General features: G+C 71.6%; 20 protein-coding genes. 4 read left to right on the forward strand and 16 right to left on the reverse strand.

All coding sequences use genetic code 11. The features are described from left to right. Nucleotides 1-9 precede the first annotated feature (9 nt). Nucleotides 10-150: a hypothetical protein gene (locus IF28_RS39445; protein ID WP_199808995.1), complete on the reverse strand. Its 141-nt coding sequence runs from the start codon at nucleotides 148-150 to the stop codon at nucleotides 10-12. A 160-nt stretch (nucleotides 151-310) separates the two neighbouring features. Between IF28_RS39445 and IF28_RS0115645 the strand changes: the two genes are divergently transcribed. Both IF28_RS0115645 and IF28_RS0115650 read left to right on the forward strand, forming a co-directional pair. Further along, nucleotides 311-703: a DUF2795 domain-containing protein gene (locus tag IF28_RS0115645; RefSeq protein WP_030219735.1), complete on the forward strand. Its 393-nt coding sequence runs from the start codon at nucleotides 311-313 to the stop codon at nucleotides 701-703. 112 nt (nucleotides 704-815) lie between these two features. Next, nucleotides 816-1,355, forward strand: coding sequence for a type 1 glutamine amidotransferase domain-containing protein (locus IF28_RS0115650; RefSeq protein ID WP_030219737.1), 540 nt, complete (start codon nucleotides 816-818; stop codon nucleotides 1,353-1,355). A gap of 20 nt (nucleotides 1,356-1,375) precedes the next feature. Here the strand turns inward: IF28_RS0115650 and IF28_RS0115655 are convergent, their stop codons facing one another. Next, nucleotides 1,376-1,633, reverse strand: a complete 258-nt coding sequence (locus IF28_RS0115655) for a DUF6158 family protein (RefSeq protein ID WP_030219739.1) — start codon at nucleotides 1,631-1,633, stop codon at nucleotides 1,376-1,378. A gap of 143 nt (nucleotides 1,634-1,776) precedes the next feature. Next, nucleotides 1,777-3,396, reverse strand: a complete 1,620-nt coding sequence (locus IF28_RS0115660) for an ABC-F family ATP-binding cassette domain-containing protein (protein ID WP_030219741.1) — start codon at nucleotides 3,394-3,396, stop codon at nucleotides 1,777-1,779. Between the two features lie 145 nt (nucleotides 3,397-3,541). On the opposite strand from IF28_RS0115660, the gene IF28_RS0115665 reads away from it, so the two are divergent. Both IF28_RS0115665 and IF28_RS0115670 read left to right on the forward strand, forming a co-directional pair. Beyond that, nucleotides 3,542-4,363: a methyltransferase domain-containing protein gene (locus IF28_RS0115665; protein WP_030219744.1), complete on the forward strand. Its 822-nt coding sequence runs from the start codon at nucleotides 3,542-3,544 to the stop codon at nucleotides 4,361-4,363. Nucleotides 4,364-4,406: 43 nt separating this feature from the next. Then, a complete protein-coding gene (locus IF28_RS0115670) occupies nucleotides 4,407-4,577 on the forward strand; it encodes a hypothetical protein (protein ID WP_030219747.1) in 171 nt (56 codons plus the stop codon). A gap of 60 nt (nucleotides 4,578-4,637) precedes the next feature. On the opposite strand, the gene IF28_RS0115675 is transcribed toward IF28_RS0115670, so the two are convergent. From IF28_RS0115675 to IF28_RS0115735, 13 genes are all read right to left on the reverse strand, one after another. Next, the gene (locus tag IF28_RS0115675) at nucleotides 4,638-4,961 is read right to left on the reverse strand and encodes a gas vesicle protein K (protein ID WP_051713760.1); all 324 of its coding nucleotides are present in this window, start codon (nucleotides 4,959-4,961) and stop codon (nucleotides 4,638-4,640) included. Then, nucleotides 4,958-5,146 (reverse strand): gas vesicle protein, encoded by a 189-nt coding sequence (locus tag IF28_RS0115680; RefSeq protein WP_030219753.1) that lies wholly within the window; start codon nucleotides 5,144-5,146, stop codon nucleotides 4,958-4,960. The genes IF28_RS0115675 and IF28_RS0115680 overlap by 4 nt, the downstream gene beginning before the upstream one ends. Beyond that, on the reverse strand, nucleotides 5,143-5,922 hold the full coding sequence (locus IF28_RS0115685; RefSeq protein ID WP_030219757.1) for a GvpL/GvpF family gas vesicle protein: 780 nt from the start codon (nucleotides 5,920-5,922) through the stop codon (nucleotides 5,143-5,145). Before IF28_RS0115685 ends, IF28_RS0115680 begins: the two co-directional genes overlap by 4 nt. Then, entirely contained in the window at nucleotides 5,919-6,254 is a 336-nt protein-coding gene (locus tag IF28_RS0115690) for a gas vesicle protein (RefSeq protein WP_030219759.1), read from the reverse strand. Before IF28_RS0115690 ends, IF28_RS0115685 begins: the two co-directional genes overlap by 4 nt. Further along, nucleotides 6,251-7,414 (reverse strand): SRPBCC family protein, encoded by a 1,164-nt coding sequence (locus IF28_RS0115695; RefSeq protein WP_030219761.1) that lies wholly within the window; start codon nucleotides 7,412-7,414, stop codon nucleotides 6,251-6,253. Before IF28_RS0115695 ends, IF28_RS0115690 begins: the two co-directional genes overlap by 4 nt. After that, nucleotides 7,411-8,025 carry a hypothetical protein gene (locus IF28_RS0115700; protein ID WP_030219763.1) on the reverse strand — a complete coding sequence of 205 codons (615 nt, stop codon included), beginning with the start codon at nucleotides 8,023-8,025 and terminating at the stop codon, nucleotides 7,411-7,413. The genes IF28_RS0115695 and IF28_RS0115700 overlap by 4 nt, the downstream gene beginning before the upstream one ends. After that, nucleotides 8,022-8,288: a gas vesicle protein GvpG gene (locus IF28_RS0115705; protein ID WP_030219765.1), complete on the reverse strand. Its 267-nt coding sequence runs from the start codon at nucleotides 8,286-8,288 to the stop codon at nucleotides 8,022-8,024. The genes IF28_RS0115700 and IF28_RS0115705 overlap by 4 nt, the downstream gene beginning before the upstream one ends. Nucleotides 8,289-8,292: 4 nt before the next feature. Next, entirely contained in the window at nucleotides 8,293-9,066 is a 774-nt protein-coding gene (locus IF28_RS0115710; protein ID WP_030219768.1) for a GvpL/GvpF family gas vesicle protein, read from the reverse strand. Continuing rightward, nucleotides 9,063-9,500 carry a gas vesicle structural protein GvpA gene (locus IF28_RS0115715; protein ID WP_030219771.1) on the reverse strand — a complete coding sequence of 146 codons (438 nt, stop codon included), beginning with the start codon at nucleotides 9,498-9,500 and terminating at the stop codon, nucleotides 9,063-9,065. Before IF28_RS0115715 ends, IF28_RS0115710 begins: the two co-directional genes overlap by 4 nt. Nucleotides 9,501-9,576: 76 nt before the next feature. After that, a complete protein-coding gene (locus tag IF28_RS0115720) occupies nucleotides 9,577-9,948 on the reverse strand; it encodes a gas vesicle protein (RefSeq protein ID WP_078621186.1) in 372 nt (123 codons plus the stop codon). 108 nt (nucleotides 9,949-10,056) lie between these two features. Next, complete coding sequence (gene ligD / locus IF28_RS0115725) at nucleotides 10,057-10,983, reverse strand: non-homologous end-joining DNA ligase (RefSeq protein WP_030219777.1); 927 nt, start codon at nucleotides 10,981-10,983, stop codon at nucleotides 10,057-10,059. Then, nucleotides 10,980-12,827, reverse strand: coding sequence for a transketolase (locus IF28_RS0115730; protein WP_030219780.1), 1,848 nt, complete (start codon nucleotides 12,825-12,827; stop codon nucleotides 10,980-10,982). Before IF28_RS0115730 ends, ligD begins: the two co-directional genes overlap by 4 nt. Further along, a complete protein-coding gene (locus IF28_RS0115735) occupies nucleotides 12,824-14,233 on the reverse strand; it encodes an NAD(P)/FAD-dependent oxidoreductase (RefSeq protein WP_030219782.1) in 1,410 nt (469 codons plus the stop codon). Before IF28_RS0115735 ends, IF28_RS0115730 begins: the two co-directional genes overlap by 4 nt. Between the last annotated feature and the right edge of the window lie 332 nt (nucleotides 14,234-14,565).

Raw genomic sequence — 14,565 nt, forward strand, 5'->3', positions numbered from 1 at the left:
GCCCCCGTCTCACCGTCCCAAACCGGCCGGACCGGTCTCGGCGGGATCGGCCTCGGGCGGTACGGGTGGCAGCAGGAGGTCCTCGTAGCGGCCCAGCATGAGGAGCACACCGAGCATGACGGGCGGGATGAGCAGGGCGAGCACCACCATGGCCTGTCCTCTCCAGGAGGCGCGTGGAGGGCGTGGCGGTCCGGGTCTCCCGCCGTACGGCGGCCAAACCCCGGACCGGGACGAAACGGAACCGGAACTCCCGTGTCACCCTCCGCTCGCCGGGTACGCGGTCCGCACCCCGAAGGATGTGGAGGGAGACATGCAGCGAGGCAGCGACCGGCTCAGCGTCCACCGCGACGACGAGATGAAGCACGAACTGCAGGGTCTGCTGCGGTCCGGGCACCCCACCCGTACCGAGGAATGGCACGACCCCGAGCCGTTCGCCGACGACGACCCCGAGGTCGCCTACGGCCCGGTGACGCCGGGCCGCGGCCCGACGTCGCTGGAGTCGGTGCGGCTGGATCTGGCCAGGATCCTGGGCCGCGGGGCGTTCCCCGCGGGTGCGCGCGAGCTGATGCGCGCCCTGGACCGGCGGTACGCGCCGGACGCGCTCATCGAGGCGCTCCAGCGGCTGCCGCGCCAGGACCGCTACGGCAGCGTCCAGGAGCTGGCCGAGGCACTGACGCGGGTGCGGGAGACGGAGACCGCGTGAGCGGTGCGTCCGGCTCGGCCGGGGTGTCGCGGTGGTTTCGCGGCGCCCCGGTTTCGGCGCCCGGCACGGTCGGGGACGTGCGGGAACATCTGAGACGAGAGGACACAGAAGCATGCGTATCGCATTCCTGACCGCGCCCGAGGGCGTCGAGCAGGTCGAGCTGACCGAGCCGCGGCAGGCGGCCGCGGACGCCGGTCACGAACCCGTGCTCGTGTCGACGAGCCCGGGCAGGGTCCAGGCGTTCGACCATCTCGACAAGGCGGACACCTTCCCCGTGCAGGAGGTGGTCGGCGAGACGTCGGCGGACTCCTTCGGCGGTCTGGTCCTGCCGGGCGGGGTGGCCAACCCGGACTTCCTCCGCATGGACGACAAGGCCGTCGCGTTCGTGCGGGACTTCTTCGAGCAGGGACGGCCCGTCGCCGCGATCTGTCACGCGCCGTGGACGCTGATCGAGGCCGATGTCGTGCGGGGGCGGGTGCTGACCAGTTGGCCCAGTCTGCGGACGGATCTGCGCAATGCCGGTGCGACCTGGGTCGACGAGCAGGTGAAGGTCTGCGACCACGGGGCGGGCAAGCTCGTCACCAGCCGTAAGCCCGATGATCTGAAGGCGTTCTGCGAGACGTATCTCGAGGTGTTCGGGGCCGCGGCCTGAGGAGGCTCGGCACCGGTTTGTCAGGTGCCCGGGGTGGTGGGGGTCGTGGTGTCCGCGGCCGTCCGCTCCCGGGCACCTTCGCGTGTGCGGGACGCCGCGACCAGGCGGCGGGGGTTGCGGCGCAGGTATTCGCCCTCGAGCCGGGCCATGCGGTCGTTGTGGGTGCGTAGGGCGTCGTTGGAGCCGTACAGCAGGGTGTCGTGGCGGGTGCGGTGGATCGTTTCCAGCTCTTTCATGAGCTGCTGGTCGTCCAGGCGGTCGGGCTCGACTCCGGTCATCGTGGGGCCCCGTTCGTCGGGTGCGTGCTCGCTGTTCCTGGGTCCACTGTACGAACGTCCTGGCGGGTGGGCCTCATGGGCGGGGGGAGGATTCCCTCCTTCGCCCCCGCCGCCCCTTCCCGTCCCCGGGGGCCGCGCCCCTTTCAGCGAGGGCGTTCCACTCTGCGTTCGTCCCAGACGGGGGCCGGGGTTTCCTTGATCCGGCCGTCGGCGGCGAAGAGCAGGTAGCGGTCGAACGTTCGGGCGAACCAGCGGTCGTGGGTCACGGCCAGGACCGTGCCCTCGAAGCTCTCCAGGCCCTCCTGGAGAGCTTCCGCCGATTCCAGGTCCAGGTTGTCGGTCGGCTCGTCGAGGAGGAGGGCCGTGACACCCTGGAGCTCCAGGAGCAGGATCTGGAAGCGGGCCTGCTGGCCGCCGGAGAGGCGGTCGAAGGTCTGCTCGGCCTGCTGCGTCAGTTCGTAGCGGCGCAGGCGTGACATGGCGGCGCCCCGGTCCTGGGAGTGCTCGGTCCACAGGATGTCCAGGAGGGTGCGGCCCCGGAGTTCGGGGTGCGCGTGGGTCTGCGCGAAGTGGCCGGGCACGACACGCGCGCCGAGTCTCCAGGTCCCGGTGTGGGCCACGTCGTCGCCGGCGAGCAGGCGCAGGAAGTGGGACTTGCCGGAGCCGTTGGAGCCGAGGACGGCGACCCGTTCGCCGTAGAAGACCTCCAGGTCGAAGGGTTTCATCAGGCCGGTCAGTTCCAACTGCTCGCAGGTGACCGCGCGTACGCCCGTACGGCCGCCCTTGAGACGCATCCTGATGTCCTGCTCGCGCGGCGGCTCCGGCGGGGGCCCGGCCTCCTCGAACTTGCGCAGCCGGGTCTGGGCGGCACGGTAACGGGACGCCATGTCAGGGCTGTTCTCGGCTGCCTGACGGAGCGTCAGCACCAGCTTCTTCAACTGCGCGTGCTTCTCGTCCCAGCGGCGGCGCAGTTCCTCGAAGCGGGCGAAGCGCTCCTGGCGGGCCTGGTGGAAGGTGGCGAAGCCGCCGCCGTGCACCCACGCGTCGGCACCCGCGGGGCCCGGTTCGAGGGAGACGATCTTCTGGGCGGCGCGGGCGAGGAGTTCGCGGTCGTGGGAGACGAAGAGGACGGTCTTGCGGGTCTCGGCGAGCCGCTCCTCGAGCCAGCGTTTGCCGGGCACGTCGAGGTAGTTGTCCGGCTCGTCGAGCAGCAGCACCTCGTCGGTGCCGCGCAGCAGCGCCTCGAGGACCAGGCGCTTCTGCTCGCCCCCGGAGAGGGTGCGGACCTCGCGCCACTGCGCCTTCTCGTACGGCACGCCCAGCGCGGCCATGGTGCAGATGTCCCACAGGGTCTCGGCCTCGTAGCCGCGCACCTCGGCCCAGTCGGCGAGGGCCTGTGCGTACGCCAGCTGCGCGGCCTCGTCGTCGACCGTCATGATCGCGTGTTCGGCGGCGTCGACGACGCGGGCGGCGTCGCGGATCCTGGGCTGCGCCACGGACACCAGCAGGTCCCGTACGGTCGAGGCGTCCCGTACGGAGCCGACGAACTGGCGCATCACGCCCAGTCCGCCGGTGACGGTGACGGAGCCGCCGTGCGGCTTCAGCTCGCCGGACAGCAGGCGCAGCAGGGTGGTCTTGCCGGCCCCGTTCGGTCCGACGAGGGCCACCACGGCGCCCTCTCCCACCCGGAAGGAGGCATCGCCCAGGAGGGCCCTCCCGTCGGGGAGGTAGTACTCGAGGTGCGCGGCTTCCAGGTGACCCATGGTGGGGATTGTGCGGGGTCGTCGGCGCAGGTGGCAAACGGGTTTCCCTTCATGCCGTACCAGCATATGAAACGTTGGTCTCAATATGCGGGTGGCGGGCGTACCGTGAGTGCCCTCCTACGGCAAGGGAAGGGGTGGGCTCGTCATGCCGGAAGCGCGGGAGACCGCCGTCTACACCCACGGACACCACGAATCGGTGCTGCGGTCGCACACCTGGCGGACCGCCGAGAACTCGGCGGCGTATCTTCTCGGGGCCCTGCGGCCCCATATGCGGATCCTCGACATCGGGTGCGGCCCCGGCACCATCACCGCCGGCCTCGCGGAACGCGTCCCCGACGGACATGTCACCGGCCTCGACCGGGAGCCGGGCATCCTGGAGCAGGCCCGCGCGGTGGCCGCCGGGCGGGGCCTGACGAACACCGCCTTCACGGTGGGGGACGTGCACGCGCTGGACTTCCCGGACGACACCTTCTGTGTCGTGCACGCCCACCAGGTGCTCCAGCACGTGGGCGATCCGGTGGGGGCGCTGCGCGAGATGCGGCGGGTGACCGCGCCGGGCGGGATCGTCGCCGTCCGGGACTCGGACTACGCGGCGATGACCTGGTATCCCCCGTCACCGGGCATGGACGACTGGCTGGACCTCTACCGGCGGGTGGCCCGGGCCAACGGGGGCGAGCCGGACGCCGGGCGGCGGCTGAAGTCCTGGGCGCTCGCCGCGGGGCTCACGGACATCACCGCGACCTCGGCCACCTGGACCTTCTCCACCCCCGACGAGCGGGTTTGGTGGAGCGGCCTGTGGGCGGACCGTACCGTGGCGTCCGCCTATGCCGAGCGGGCGGTCGACGGCGGCCACGCCACCCGGCAGCGGTTGCGGGAGGTGGCCGAAGCCTGGCGGAAATGGGGCGAACGGGACGACGGCTGGTTCGGTGTGCTGCACGGCGAAATTCTTTGCCGCAAGGACGTCTGAATCCAGCTTTCGGGGCAATCAGCATGTCAGGAGGTACGACATTATGGTTCCCATTCTTCTTGTCCTGTTGCTGGCCCTGGTCCTCTTCGGCGCCGGATTCGCGGTGAAGATTCTCTGGTGGATAGCCCTGGCTGTTCTCGTCGTATGGCTGCTGGGGTTCTTCATGCGCAGTACGTCGGCGGGCGGCGGCAGGGGCCGCTGGTACCGATGGTGAAGTGACACGGCACGACTGAGTCCCCGGGACAGGGTCCCGGGGACTCAGTCGTGCTCGTGCTCAGTCACGCGGAAGCAGCGGCCCGAGCGGCCCGAGGTCCAGGTTCAGGTCCTCGGGCCGCAGTCCGTAGCGGTCGCGCAGTTCGGCCATGCGGTCCTCGAGCAGCATGAGGGTGAGACCGACCCGCTCCTCCTGCTCCTCCGTCAGATCGCCCTCGTCGAACCGGCGTACCGCCTGGCGTTCCATGAGCTGGCGCAGCAGTTCCACGACGGTGAGAACCAGTTTGATCAGGTCACGTTCGACCGTGTCCGGCTCCAGGTCCAGGCTGCGGCGCCGGCCGTCGCGCGGCTCCGGGTGCCGGTCGCCGTCGGGGGCGGCGGTCACCGCGAATCCTCGAAGGGTGAGGGGACCCGCGCGTTCACCGAGCTGATGAGCGCGTTGAGGTCGATACGGACCAGGTCGACGTCCGCGATGCGCAGCGTGATGTCCCCCTTGATGACGACTCCGCCGGCCAGCAGCCGGTCGAGCAGATCCACCAGGGCTATCTCGCGGCGTTCGACGACGGTCAAGAGCCCTCCTCCTCGGCGATTTCCTCACCGGCGAACGAATAGGCGGCCCAGGGGCCGGTGAGTTGCACCCTAATTCCGGGCGTGCCGTCCTTCGTCCGGTCGACCTTCTCCACGAATTCCTCGGATTTCACACGGGGCACGAGATAGGCGGCATTGAGCACATTGCGCCCGGACGCGCCGGAGAGCGCGGGATTCTGCGGGGCGTGCAGCCGGGAGTCCTCGGCGGCCCCGGAAAGGGTCTCGTGCAGCCGGGTCGCGAACGACTCGGCACGCTGCCACAGGTCGTCCTGCGATTTCGTCCGCATCCGCCGCTGTCGCAGATAGTCCCGGCCGGACACCGGCTTCGGCTCGGGCGCGGCCGACGCCGCGGGTTCCGGTTCGGCCTCGACATAGACCTTGACGCCCCATTCGACCCGGCCGTCCAGCCGGTCCAGGGTGCGCAGGAAGCTCTCCTCCCGCGCCTCCATCATGGTCCGTACACCGCTGTCGTCGCGGAACACGGTGCCGAGCCGCAGCGGCAGCGGGCTGGTGACGGTGGTGAGCGCGTCGATCACCCCCTGGTGGGCGCGGGCGACGGCGGTCAGCCAGTCCAGGTCCTCCAGATGCGCGCGCAGCGGGTCCTCGGCGAAGTCCGCCTCGTCCACATGGCTGACGACCGCGACCAGACCGCGGTGGGCCAGCAGCCGGGGCGGATCGCCGCCGACCCCGGTCAGCTGGGCCTGGAGCGGCTTGCCGTAGGGGCGGCAGACCGCGTAGACGTACCGCAGTCCGGTCACGGGGACTCCTCCTGTGCGCGGCGCGGTTCCAGTTCCTCCAGCCGGGCCAGCCGCTCGCGCAGCTCCGCGTTCTCCCTGGCCAGTTCGTCGCGCCGGGCGCGCGAGGACAGTGCCGGGTCGGACTCCCACCAGTCGATGCCCATCTCCTTCGCCTTGTCGACGGAGGCGACGACGAGGCGCAGCTTGATGGTGAGGAGTTCGATGTCCAGCAGGTTGATGCGGATGTCGCCCGCGATCACGACGCCCTTGTCGAGCACCCTCTCCAGGATGTCGGCGAGGTTGGCGCCGCCGCCCTGCCCATACGGCTCGGGAAGCCGGCTGGGGGTGGTCATCGGCGGCTCCGGCTCTCGGACCGCCCGGCCTCGTCCTCGGCCTCGTCCTCGTACTCGTCCTCCGGCTCCTCGCCCTCCTCGTACTCGTCGTCGTACTCGTCGGCGGGCTCGTCGGACTCCTCGGGTTCCTCTTCGTACTCGTCCGCGGGTTCCTCGTCCTCGGACTCGGGCTCGTACTCCTCGTCCTCGGGTTCGGTGCCGGACCCGTCCTCGTCGGCGCCCTCGGAGTCCTCCTCGTACTCGTCCTGCGGCCCCTCGTTCTCCTCGTTCTCCTCCTCGGCGACGACGTCCTCATGGCTGCGGACGACCTCGCCGTCGCGGATCTCGCCCCGCCAGCTGTCCTCGGCCTCGCCCTTGATGGTGATGAAGCGGGCGAAGTGCTTCAGGTCGAGGCGGGCGCGGCGGCCCTGGGCGCGCCAGATGTTGCCCGTCTTCTCGAAGAGGCCCGTCGGGTAGTACTCGATGACCAGCAGGACGCGGGTGAGATTGTCGTCGAGGCGGTGGAAGGAGACGACGCCCCGCGTGGTGCCCTTGGCACCCTCGGAGGACCATGCGATGCGGTCGTCGGGGACCTGCTCGGTGGTCTTCGCCTTCCAGCTGCGGCTGGACCAGAAGACCTTCGCCTGCCAGTCCGACGTCACGTCGTCGGCCTTGTTGGCGCTCTTGACGCCCTTGGCGAAGGTGCTGAAGTCCTGGAACTGGGTCCACTGGTCGTAGGCCGTGCGCAGCGGCACCCCGACATCGATGTGCTCCATGATGACGGTGGGCTTCTGGCCCGCGGAGCTCTTCCGCTTGCCCTTGCCGCCGCCCAGGCCCTTGAGTGCGCCCATCACATTGTCCTTGGCCTTCGATGCCCCGAGTTCGACCGCGCTGCGCAGCGGGCTCTTCCCCTCGGCGATCTTCCGGCCGCCGTCGAGGGCGAGCTTGGCGAAGCCCGGGCTGTTGCCTTCGGCGATGTCGTTGAGTTTGTTCGTGGTGTCGCCGAGCTTGTGGCCGAGGCCGGTCAGCAGCCGGGTGGCCTGGGCCGCGAGATAGTCCTGCAGTTCGGCCTTGAGCCGGTCGGCGGCCTCGCTGTGGGCCACGCCGGCGAGCGGGTTCTTCGCCGCCCCGTTCGCGCTGTCCCGCGCGGCCGAGCCGGCCCGTCCGAGAGTCTCGGTCATCGCTCACCGCCTCCCTTCGCCGTACGGGAGCGGGCGCCCCGGGACGCGGGCGCGGCCTTCTTGGCGGCCGTCCGCCTCGCGGGGGCGGTCTTCTTCGCCGCCGCCTTCTTGGCGGGGGCGGCCTTCTTCGCCGGGGCCGTCTTCTTCGCGGCCGCCTTCTTCGCCGGCCGCTCGGGTTCCGGTTCCGCGGCGTCCCGGTCCTCCTCGTCCGTGGCCTCGTCAGCGTCGGCCCCGGACCTCTCCTCGTCCTCGGCCTCGTTTTCGTCCTCGGCCTCGTCCTCGTCCTGCGGTACGACACCCGACAGCCGGTCCCGCACATCGGCGGTACGGCCGTGCAGCCGGTCGGCGAGGGAGTCGAGCTGCCGCTCGACCAGCGCCCCGGAGGCCGCCTTGCCGACGCCCCGCAGATCGCCGCGCAGCTGGTCGCCTATCTCCTTGAACTGCGGGTTGTCCCGCAGCTGCTGGGACAGCAGGTCGGCGACCATGCGCGGGCTGAGGTTCAGCTTCTTGCCCGCCACCAGGCCACCGACGGCGACCGCCATCTTCAGCTTCTTGGTCCGTCCGAGGAGATATCCGGCCCCTATCGCGAGGCCCAGTCCCATTCGGTTCATCGTGGTGCCGTCCCGTCCCCTGTACCCGCGCCGGTGCGCGTCGCCGTCTCCAACCGGTCCAGGAGTTCGTCCTCCTGCCGGTCGAACTCCTCCTCGCTGATCTCTCCGGACTCCAACCGCTCCTCCAGACGTGCCAGTTCGGCCCGTATCGTGGCGGGGTCGTAGTAGATGCGCTCGGCTTCCCGCAGCACCTGCTGGACGACCCAGCCGCTGCCGCGCACCGGTGCGAACGGCAGCAGCAGCACCTCCGAGATCAGGCCCATGTCGTCACCCCGCTCCGGTGTCCGTTCCGCCGGCCGCGGCGCCCGCCGGCTCGGCCGGGCCGGGCTCGACGAAGCTGTACGGCGGCAGCGGTCCGTTCAGACGCACTTCCAGGTGGGGCAGGTCCTTGCGGGCCCGTTCCACCGCTTCCAGGAACTCCCCCGCCGTGTCGCGCGGTACCAGGTACGACACGTTGGCGAGCCAGCCCGTGGACTCGGGGCCCACGCTCACCGCGTCGGCCTCCGGTTCCAGGACGCCCTCCAGCGTGCGGGCGTCCTCCGCCTCCTTGGCCTTGACGGCGGCGGCGACCATCTCGCCCAGCTGGATCTTCTGCTCGTAACTACCGCCGCCGGACTGCCGGTTGGCCTCCGCGAGGGCGCGTATCTCCGGGTTGCCGGCCATCACGTGGTGCAGTACCGCGTCCTCGACGTGATTGGCCTTGACGTTGTACTCGACCCTGTTGTCCAGGGCCCGCAGCCGCTCCTCGTAGTGCTCGGCGCGCTCGGCGAGCACCGCGGTCACGGAGCCGTCGTCGGGAGCGACGCTGCCGAACCGCATGGGCAGCACGCAGCCGGCCGCTCCGGCCTCGCTGAGCACGTTCTGGTGGGCGAGCAGTTCCCGGCGCTTGGGCCGCAGGCCCTCGGGGGCGTCGCTGACGAGGGCCGCCAGCCCGCCCTCGCGCAGGACACGCACCGGCAGCGACGGGTCACCGACGCCGCCCACGCCCTCGGGGAGGCCGGGGTGCGAGGTCGCCGTGATGCCGTAGATGTACGTACTCACTCCTGCTCCTCCTTCCGGCGGGACGAGGTGCTCTTACGGGCCCGCGGACGCGACTCGGTCTCACGCTCGGAGCCGCTGCCCTCGCGCGCCTGCCTGAAGGCGTCGGAGACGGTCTCGGCGGCGCCGGACAGCGCCCCCTTGGACTTGCCGCGGGCACCGGACTCGGTGACCTCGCCCACGATCTCGGGCAGGCCCGGGCTCTTGCGGGGCCCGGCCTCCAGGTCGAGCCGGTTGCACGCCTCCGCGAAGCGGAGATAGGTGTCGACGCTCGCGACGACGACACGGACGTCGATCTTGAGGATCTCGATGCCGACCAGGGACACGCGCACGAAGGCGTCGATGACGAGCCCCCTGTCCAGGACAAGCTCGAGCACGTCGTAGAGACCGCTGCTGCCGCCTCCACCACCGGTCTGCTGTGCCGGTACGACTGTCATGCCGACGCTTCCTCCTTGTCTGTGGATGTGTCTGTGGGTGTGTCTATGGGTGTGGCTGCGGGCCCGGCCGGGCGGTCTACCGGCCGCCGGACCTGTGGGCGTCGGCCCGCCCGCGTTCGTAGCGGCGGACCCTCCGGTACCCGGTGAGCTGCCCCTCGGGGTCCAGCTCGACCTGGTAGCTCGCCATCAGGCTCATCGTGTCGGGCACCCGCTCGAGTTCGAGGACCTCGACCTCCAGCGACCAGCCCTCCTCCGTCTGCTCGAAGGACGACACGGACTCGGCTTCCATTCCGGTGAGCTCGGCGAGCTGCCCGCGCGCCTGGCGCAGCAGCTCCATCGGGCTGCGCCGGGGAGTGGTTCCGCTGTTCTTGGTTCTGCTGTGGGATGCGTGGGAGTCCCGGGGTTCCTGTGCACCCTGTGACTCTTCGGTGTTCTTCGTGTTCGACATGGCCACCTCGCACTTCGGGTGGCCGCAAGAGTGTTCGCCAAACCTCTGTGCGCCCGCCTGTTCCCCGCGGCCGGGCATCGTGCCCGGTCACGGGGGTGCCGGCGTGGTTCAGTCGCGGAGCGCGGCCAGCCTGCGGCGTGCCGGTGCGAGGGCGCGTCCCCGGCGCGGCAGGTGCGACCAGGGGTCGGCGCGTGCCTGCTCGACGGCGTCGGCGACGGTCCAGCGGCGGGCGTGCAGCTTTGGATCGTCCAGTTCGTCCCGGGATATGGGCACGGCGACGGGGGCGCCGGGCAGGGCGCGGACGGTGTAGGGGGCGACTGCGGTCTGCGCGTAGGCGTTGCGCTGGATGTCGAGGTAGAGCCGGTCGCCACGGTCCTTCTTGCGGGCGGCGGTGGTGAGCCGGTCGGGGTGGGCGGCGGCGAGGGTGTCGGCGACCTCGCGGGCGAAGGCACGTACGTCGTCGAAGCCCTCGGCCGCGTTCAGGGGCACGATCACGTGCAGGCCCCGGGAGCCGGTGGTCATCAGCGCGGACGGCAGCTTCAGCTCGTCGAGGAGTTCCCCCAGCAGCCGGGCGGCCTCCCGTACGGTCTCGAAGTCGTCGACGGACGGGTCCAGGTCGAACACCAGCCGGTCGGGGCGGTCGATCCGGTCCGTGCGCGACAGCCAGCGGTGCAGCGTGATGCTCGCCTGGTCGACCAGATGGAGAAGGGTGGCGGTGTCGTCGCACACCGTGTGCGTGACGGTGCCGCCCTCCTTGGCGACCTCGGTCCGGGTGATCCAGTCCGGATAGCCCTCCGGGGTGTTCTTCTGCATGAACGCCGGCCCGTCGATGCCGTCCGGGCGCCGGTCCAGCATCAGCGGGCGGCCCCGCAGGTGCGGCAGCAGATACGGGGCGACGGCTCGGTGGTACTCGACGAGGTCGCCCTTGGTGTACTCCTTCGCGCCCCCGCCGCCGGGGAAGAGCACCTTCCCCGGCCGGTGGATCTCCAGGGTGCGACGGCCCGCCCGTACGATGCGCGCACCGCCGTCGCTCACGACACGATCGCCTCCCCCACCAGCAGCCGCCCGGCCGCCGCGATGGACTCGGCGTCGATCCCGGCCGCGTGCAGCTGCTCCCCGGGGGAGGCCGACCCCGGCACGGTGCGCACACCGAGCCGCACCAGACGCGGTACCGGACGCCCGTCGGCGAAGGCCTCCGCCACCGCGTCCCCGAGGCCGCCCTCCGGATGGTGGTCCTCCACCGTCATCAGACAGCCGGTCTCCTCGGCGGCCGAGCGCAGGGTCTCCCGGTCGACCGGCTTCACCGAGTACAGATCGATCACCCGTACGGCGATGCCCTCGCCGTCCAGCGCCTCGGCGGCGGCCAGCGCCTCGGGCACGGTGACGCCCGCGGCGACGAGCGTGAGCCGGTCGCGGCCGGAGGAGCGCAGCACCTTGCTGCCACCGACGGGGAACTCCTCGTCGGGGCCGTAGATCACCTCGCTCGCCCCGCGCGAGGTGCGCAGATAGCGGATGCCGTCGAGGCCGGCCATCTCGGCGACCAGCCGCGCGGTCTGGTTGGCGTCGCACGGGTACAGCACGGTGGAGCCGTGCACCGCCCGCATCATCGCCAGATCCTCCAGGCCCATCTGGCTGGGCCCGTCCTGACCGATGGCGACACCCGCGTGGGAGCCGACGAGGGCGAGGCCGGAGCCGCTGACCGACGCCATGCGGATGAAGTCGTGGGCGCGGGTGAGGAACGCGGCGAAGGTCGCGGCGTACGGTGTCCAGCCGCGCGCGGCCATGCCGACGGCGGCGGCGACCATCTGCTGCTCGGCGATGTAGCACTCGAAGTAGCGCTCGGGGTGTTCCTTGGCGAAGGCCTCCGCGCGCGTGGAGTCGCCGACCTCCCCGTCCAGGACCACGATGTCGCCGCGCGCGGTGCCGAGGGCGGACAGTGCCTCGCCGAAGGCGTCGCGGGTGGCCGCCTCCTCGCCCCTGTCCCAGCGGGGCAGCTCCGGCCGCCCGCGATCTCCCGGGCGCGGTGCCACGTCGACGGACGGCGGCCGGACCCGGACGCGCAGGTCGCGGGGGCCGCCGAGTTCGGCGATGGCCTCGTCGGCCTCCGGCAGCGGTTTGCCGTGCAGTCCCTCGCGGTCCTCGATCGAGGCGACGCCCTTGCCCTTGAGGGTGCGGGCGAGGATCACGGTGGGCTGGCCCTTGGTGGACAGGGCCTCCCCGTAGGCACGGTCCACGGCGTCCACGTCATGGCCGTCCACCTCGACGGTGTGCCAGCCGAAGCCCTGGAAACGGCGCGCGTAGGCGTCCAGGTCGTGGCCGTGACGGGTGGGGCCGCGCTGTCCGAGCCGGTTGACGTCCACGATCAGCGTGAGGTTGTCCAGATGTTCGTAGGCGCCGTGTTCGGCGGCCTCCCACACCGAGCCCTCGGCCAGCTCGCTGTCGCCGCACAGCACCCATACCCGGTAGCCGGCGTGCTCCAGCCGCTTCCCGGCCATCGCGATGCCGACGCCGACGGGGAACCCCTGGCCGAGCGAACCGGTGGCCGTCTCGACCCAGGGCAGCCGCCGTGGCGTGGGGTGGCCTTCGAGACGGCTGCCGTTCTCGCGGAAGGTGAGCAGTTCCTCGTCGTCGATGGCGCCGGCCGCCTTGTAGACGGCGTACATCAGGGGCGACGCGTGGCCCTTGGAGAGGACGAAGCGGTCGTTGCCGGGGTGGTCGGGGCGCTCGAAGTCGTACTGGAAGTGGCGGGCGAACAGTACGGCCATGAGGTCCGCCGCGGACATCGACGACGTGGGGTGCCCGGAGCCGGCGGCCGCCGCGGCACGGACGCTGTCCACCCGCAACTGCTGTCCCAGCTCGACGAGTTCACCGGTGTTCATGAGTCTCCTTCGGTGGGTCGGTCGGTACGCCTGACAGGGCCGGGCGCGACATCGGGGCCGGGCGCCGGCTGCCCGGGCGGCGGGGTCACGGCGGGCCGGCCCCCGGCCGGTACCCGCGCGAGTTCCGGGGACGCCGTGTCGAGCGGCACGGACCAGGACCGTACGAGCCCCAACTGGACCGCCTGGCGCGGCAGTACGGCGTCGAGGAACCAGTCCGCGGCCACCCGCACCCGGTTGCCCGGCATCGCCGCGAGGTGGTAGCCGCGGGTGACCGCGCCGGCCGCCACCCCGGACAGATTCACGCCGAGCGGGTTCGCGGCGGCCTTGACGCCGCCCAGGTCCACCACGAAGCCCATGTCCTTGTGCCGGTAGGCCCGCCGCCGGCCGTCGCCGAACGACGCGGCGATGTTGTGCGCGCACACCTTGCCCTGCCGCCAGGCGTGCTGCGCGGTCATCGGGGTGTACGAGCCCGGCTTCTCCAGGTCCGGTACGGCCGCCGCGTCACCGCAGGCGAACACCTCGGGCCTGCCCGGCACTCGCAGATGCGGGTCGACGAGCAGCCGGCCGCGTTCCAGGGGCAGTCCGAGGGATTCGGCGAGCGGGTCGGGGCGTACGCCCACGCACCACACCAGGGTGTGGGTGTCGACGAACTCCCCGTCGGTCAGCAGCACCCCGTCGTGCGTGGCCTCCTTCACGGAGGTGCCCATCCGCACGTCGACGCCCCGTTCCCGCAGCACGGTGTCGGCCGTGCGGGAGAGGCGTTCGTCCAGTTCGGGCAGGACCCGGTCGGCGATGTCGAGGAGCAGCCAGCGTGGCCGCATGCCGGTGCGCATCGGATGCCTGTCGACTTGCGCGTCGGTGAACAGCTGTCCGTGCGCGGCGACTTCGGTGCCGGTGTAGCCGGCGCCGACCACGACGAACGTACAGCGGGCCGCGCACCGCTTGGGGTCGTCGGATGCGGTGGCCAGCTCCACCTGGCGGGTCACGTGGTCGCGCAGGTACAGCGCCTCGGGCAGGCCGCGGAAGCCGTGGGCGTGTTCGGCGACGCCGGGGATCGGGAGCAGCTTGTTGACACTGCCGGCGGCGAGGACCAGGCGGTTGTAGTCGAGGGTGCCGGCCTCCCCCTCCGGGCCGGTGTAGTGCACCTGCCGGGCGTCGAGATCGATGCGGTCGGACTCGCCCAGCACCAGCTTGACGTGCGGCAGTGTGCCGGAGAGGGAGACGGTGACCCTGCGGGGTTCCAGGATGCCGGCGGCGACCTGGGGCAGCAGGGGCAGGTAGAGGAAGTAGTCGGTCGGGTTGAGGAGGGTGATGTCGGCTCGGCCCCGGGCCAGGCGGGAGAGCGTCTGGGCCGTGCGGTAGCCGGCGAAGCCGGCACCGACGATCACTATGCGGGGTCGACTCACGGTTCGCCTCCGGCGTACGTCGGGAGACTTCCGCGTCCCCCTGGGCGGGGGGCCCAAACGTGTGGGGGGTTTTCGGCGGGGGTGCTGGGGCGTGCTCGGCGGGCTGGGGTGGTGGCGATCGCGGGGCGCCCGGTGTGGGTGCGGGCCGGGGGGAGGTCGCGCAGCCCGGCGCTTGCGGGGTGCCGTCGCGCCCACCCGTGCCGCCCCAGCGGCACGACTGCCCGCGGAGGACGGAGGGGCGGATGGGCTGCCCGCGGAGGGCGGAGGGGCGGATGGGCTGCCCGCGGAGGGCGGAGGGGCGGATGGGCTGCCCGCGGAGGGCGGAGGGGGCG

Origin of the sequence: Streptomyces sp. NRRL WC-3626 (assembly GCF_000718785.1) — a bacterium.
GTDB classification, from domain to species: Bacteria; Actinomycetota; Actinomycetes; order Streptomycetales; family Streptomycetaceae; genus Streptomyces; species Streptomyces edwardsiae.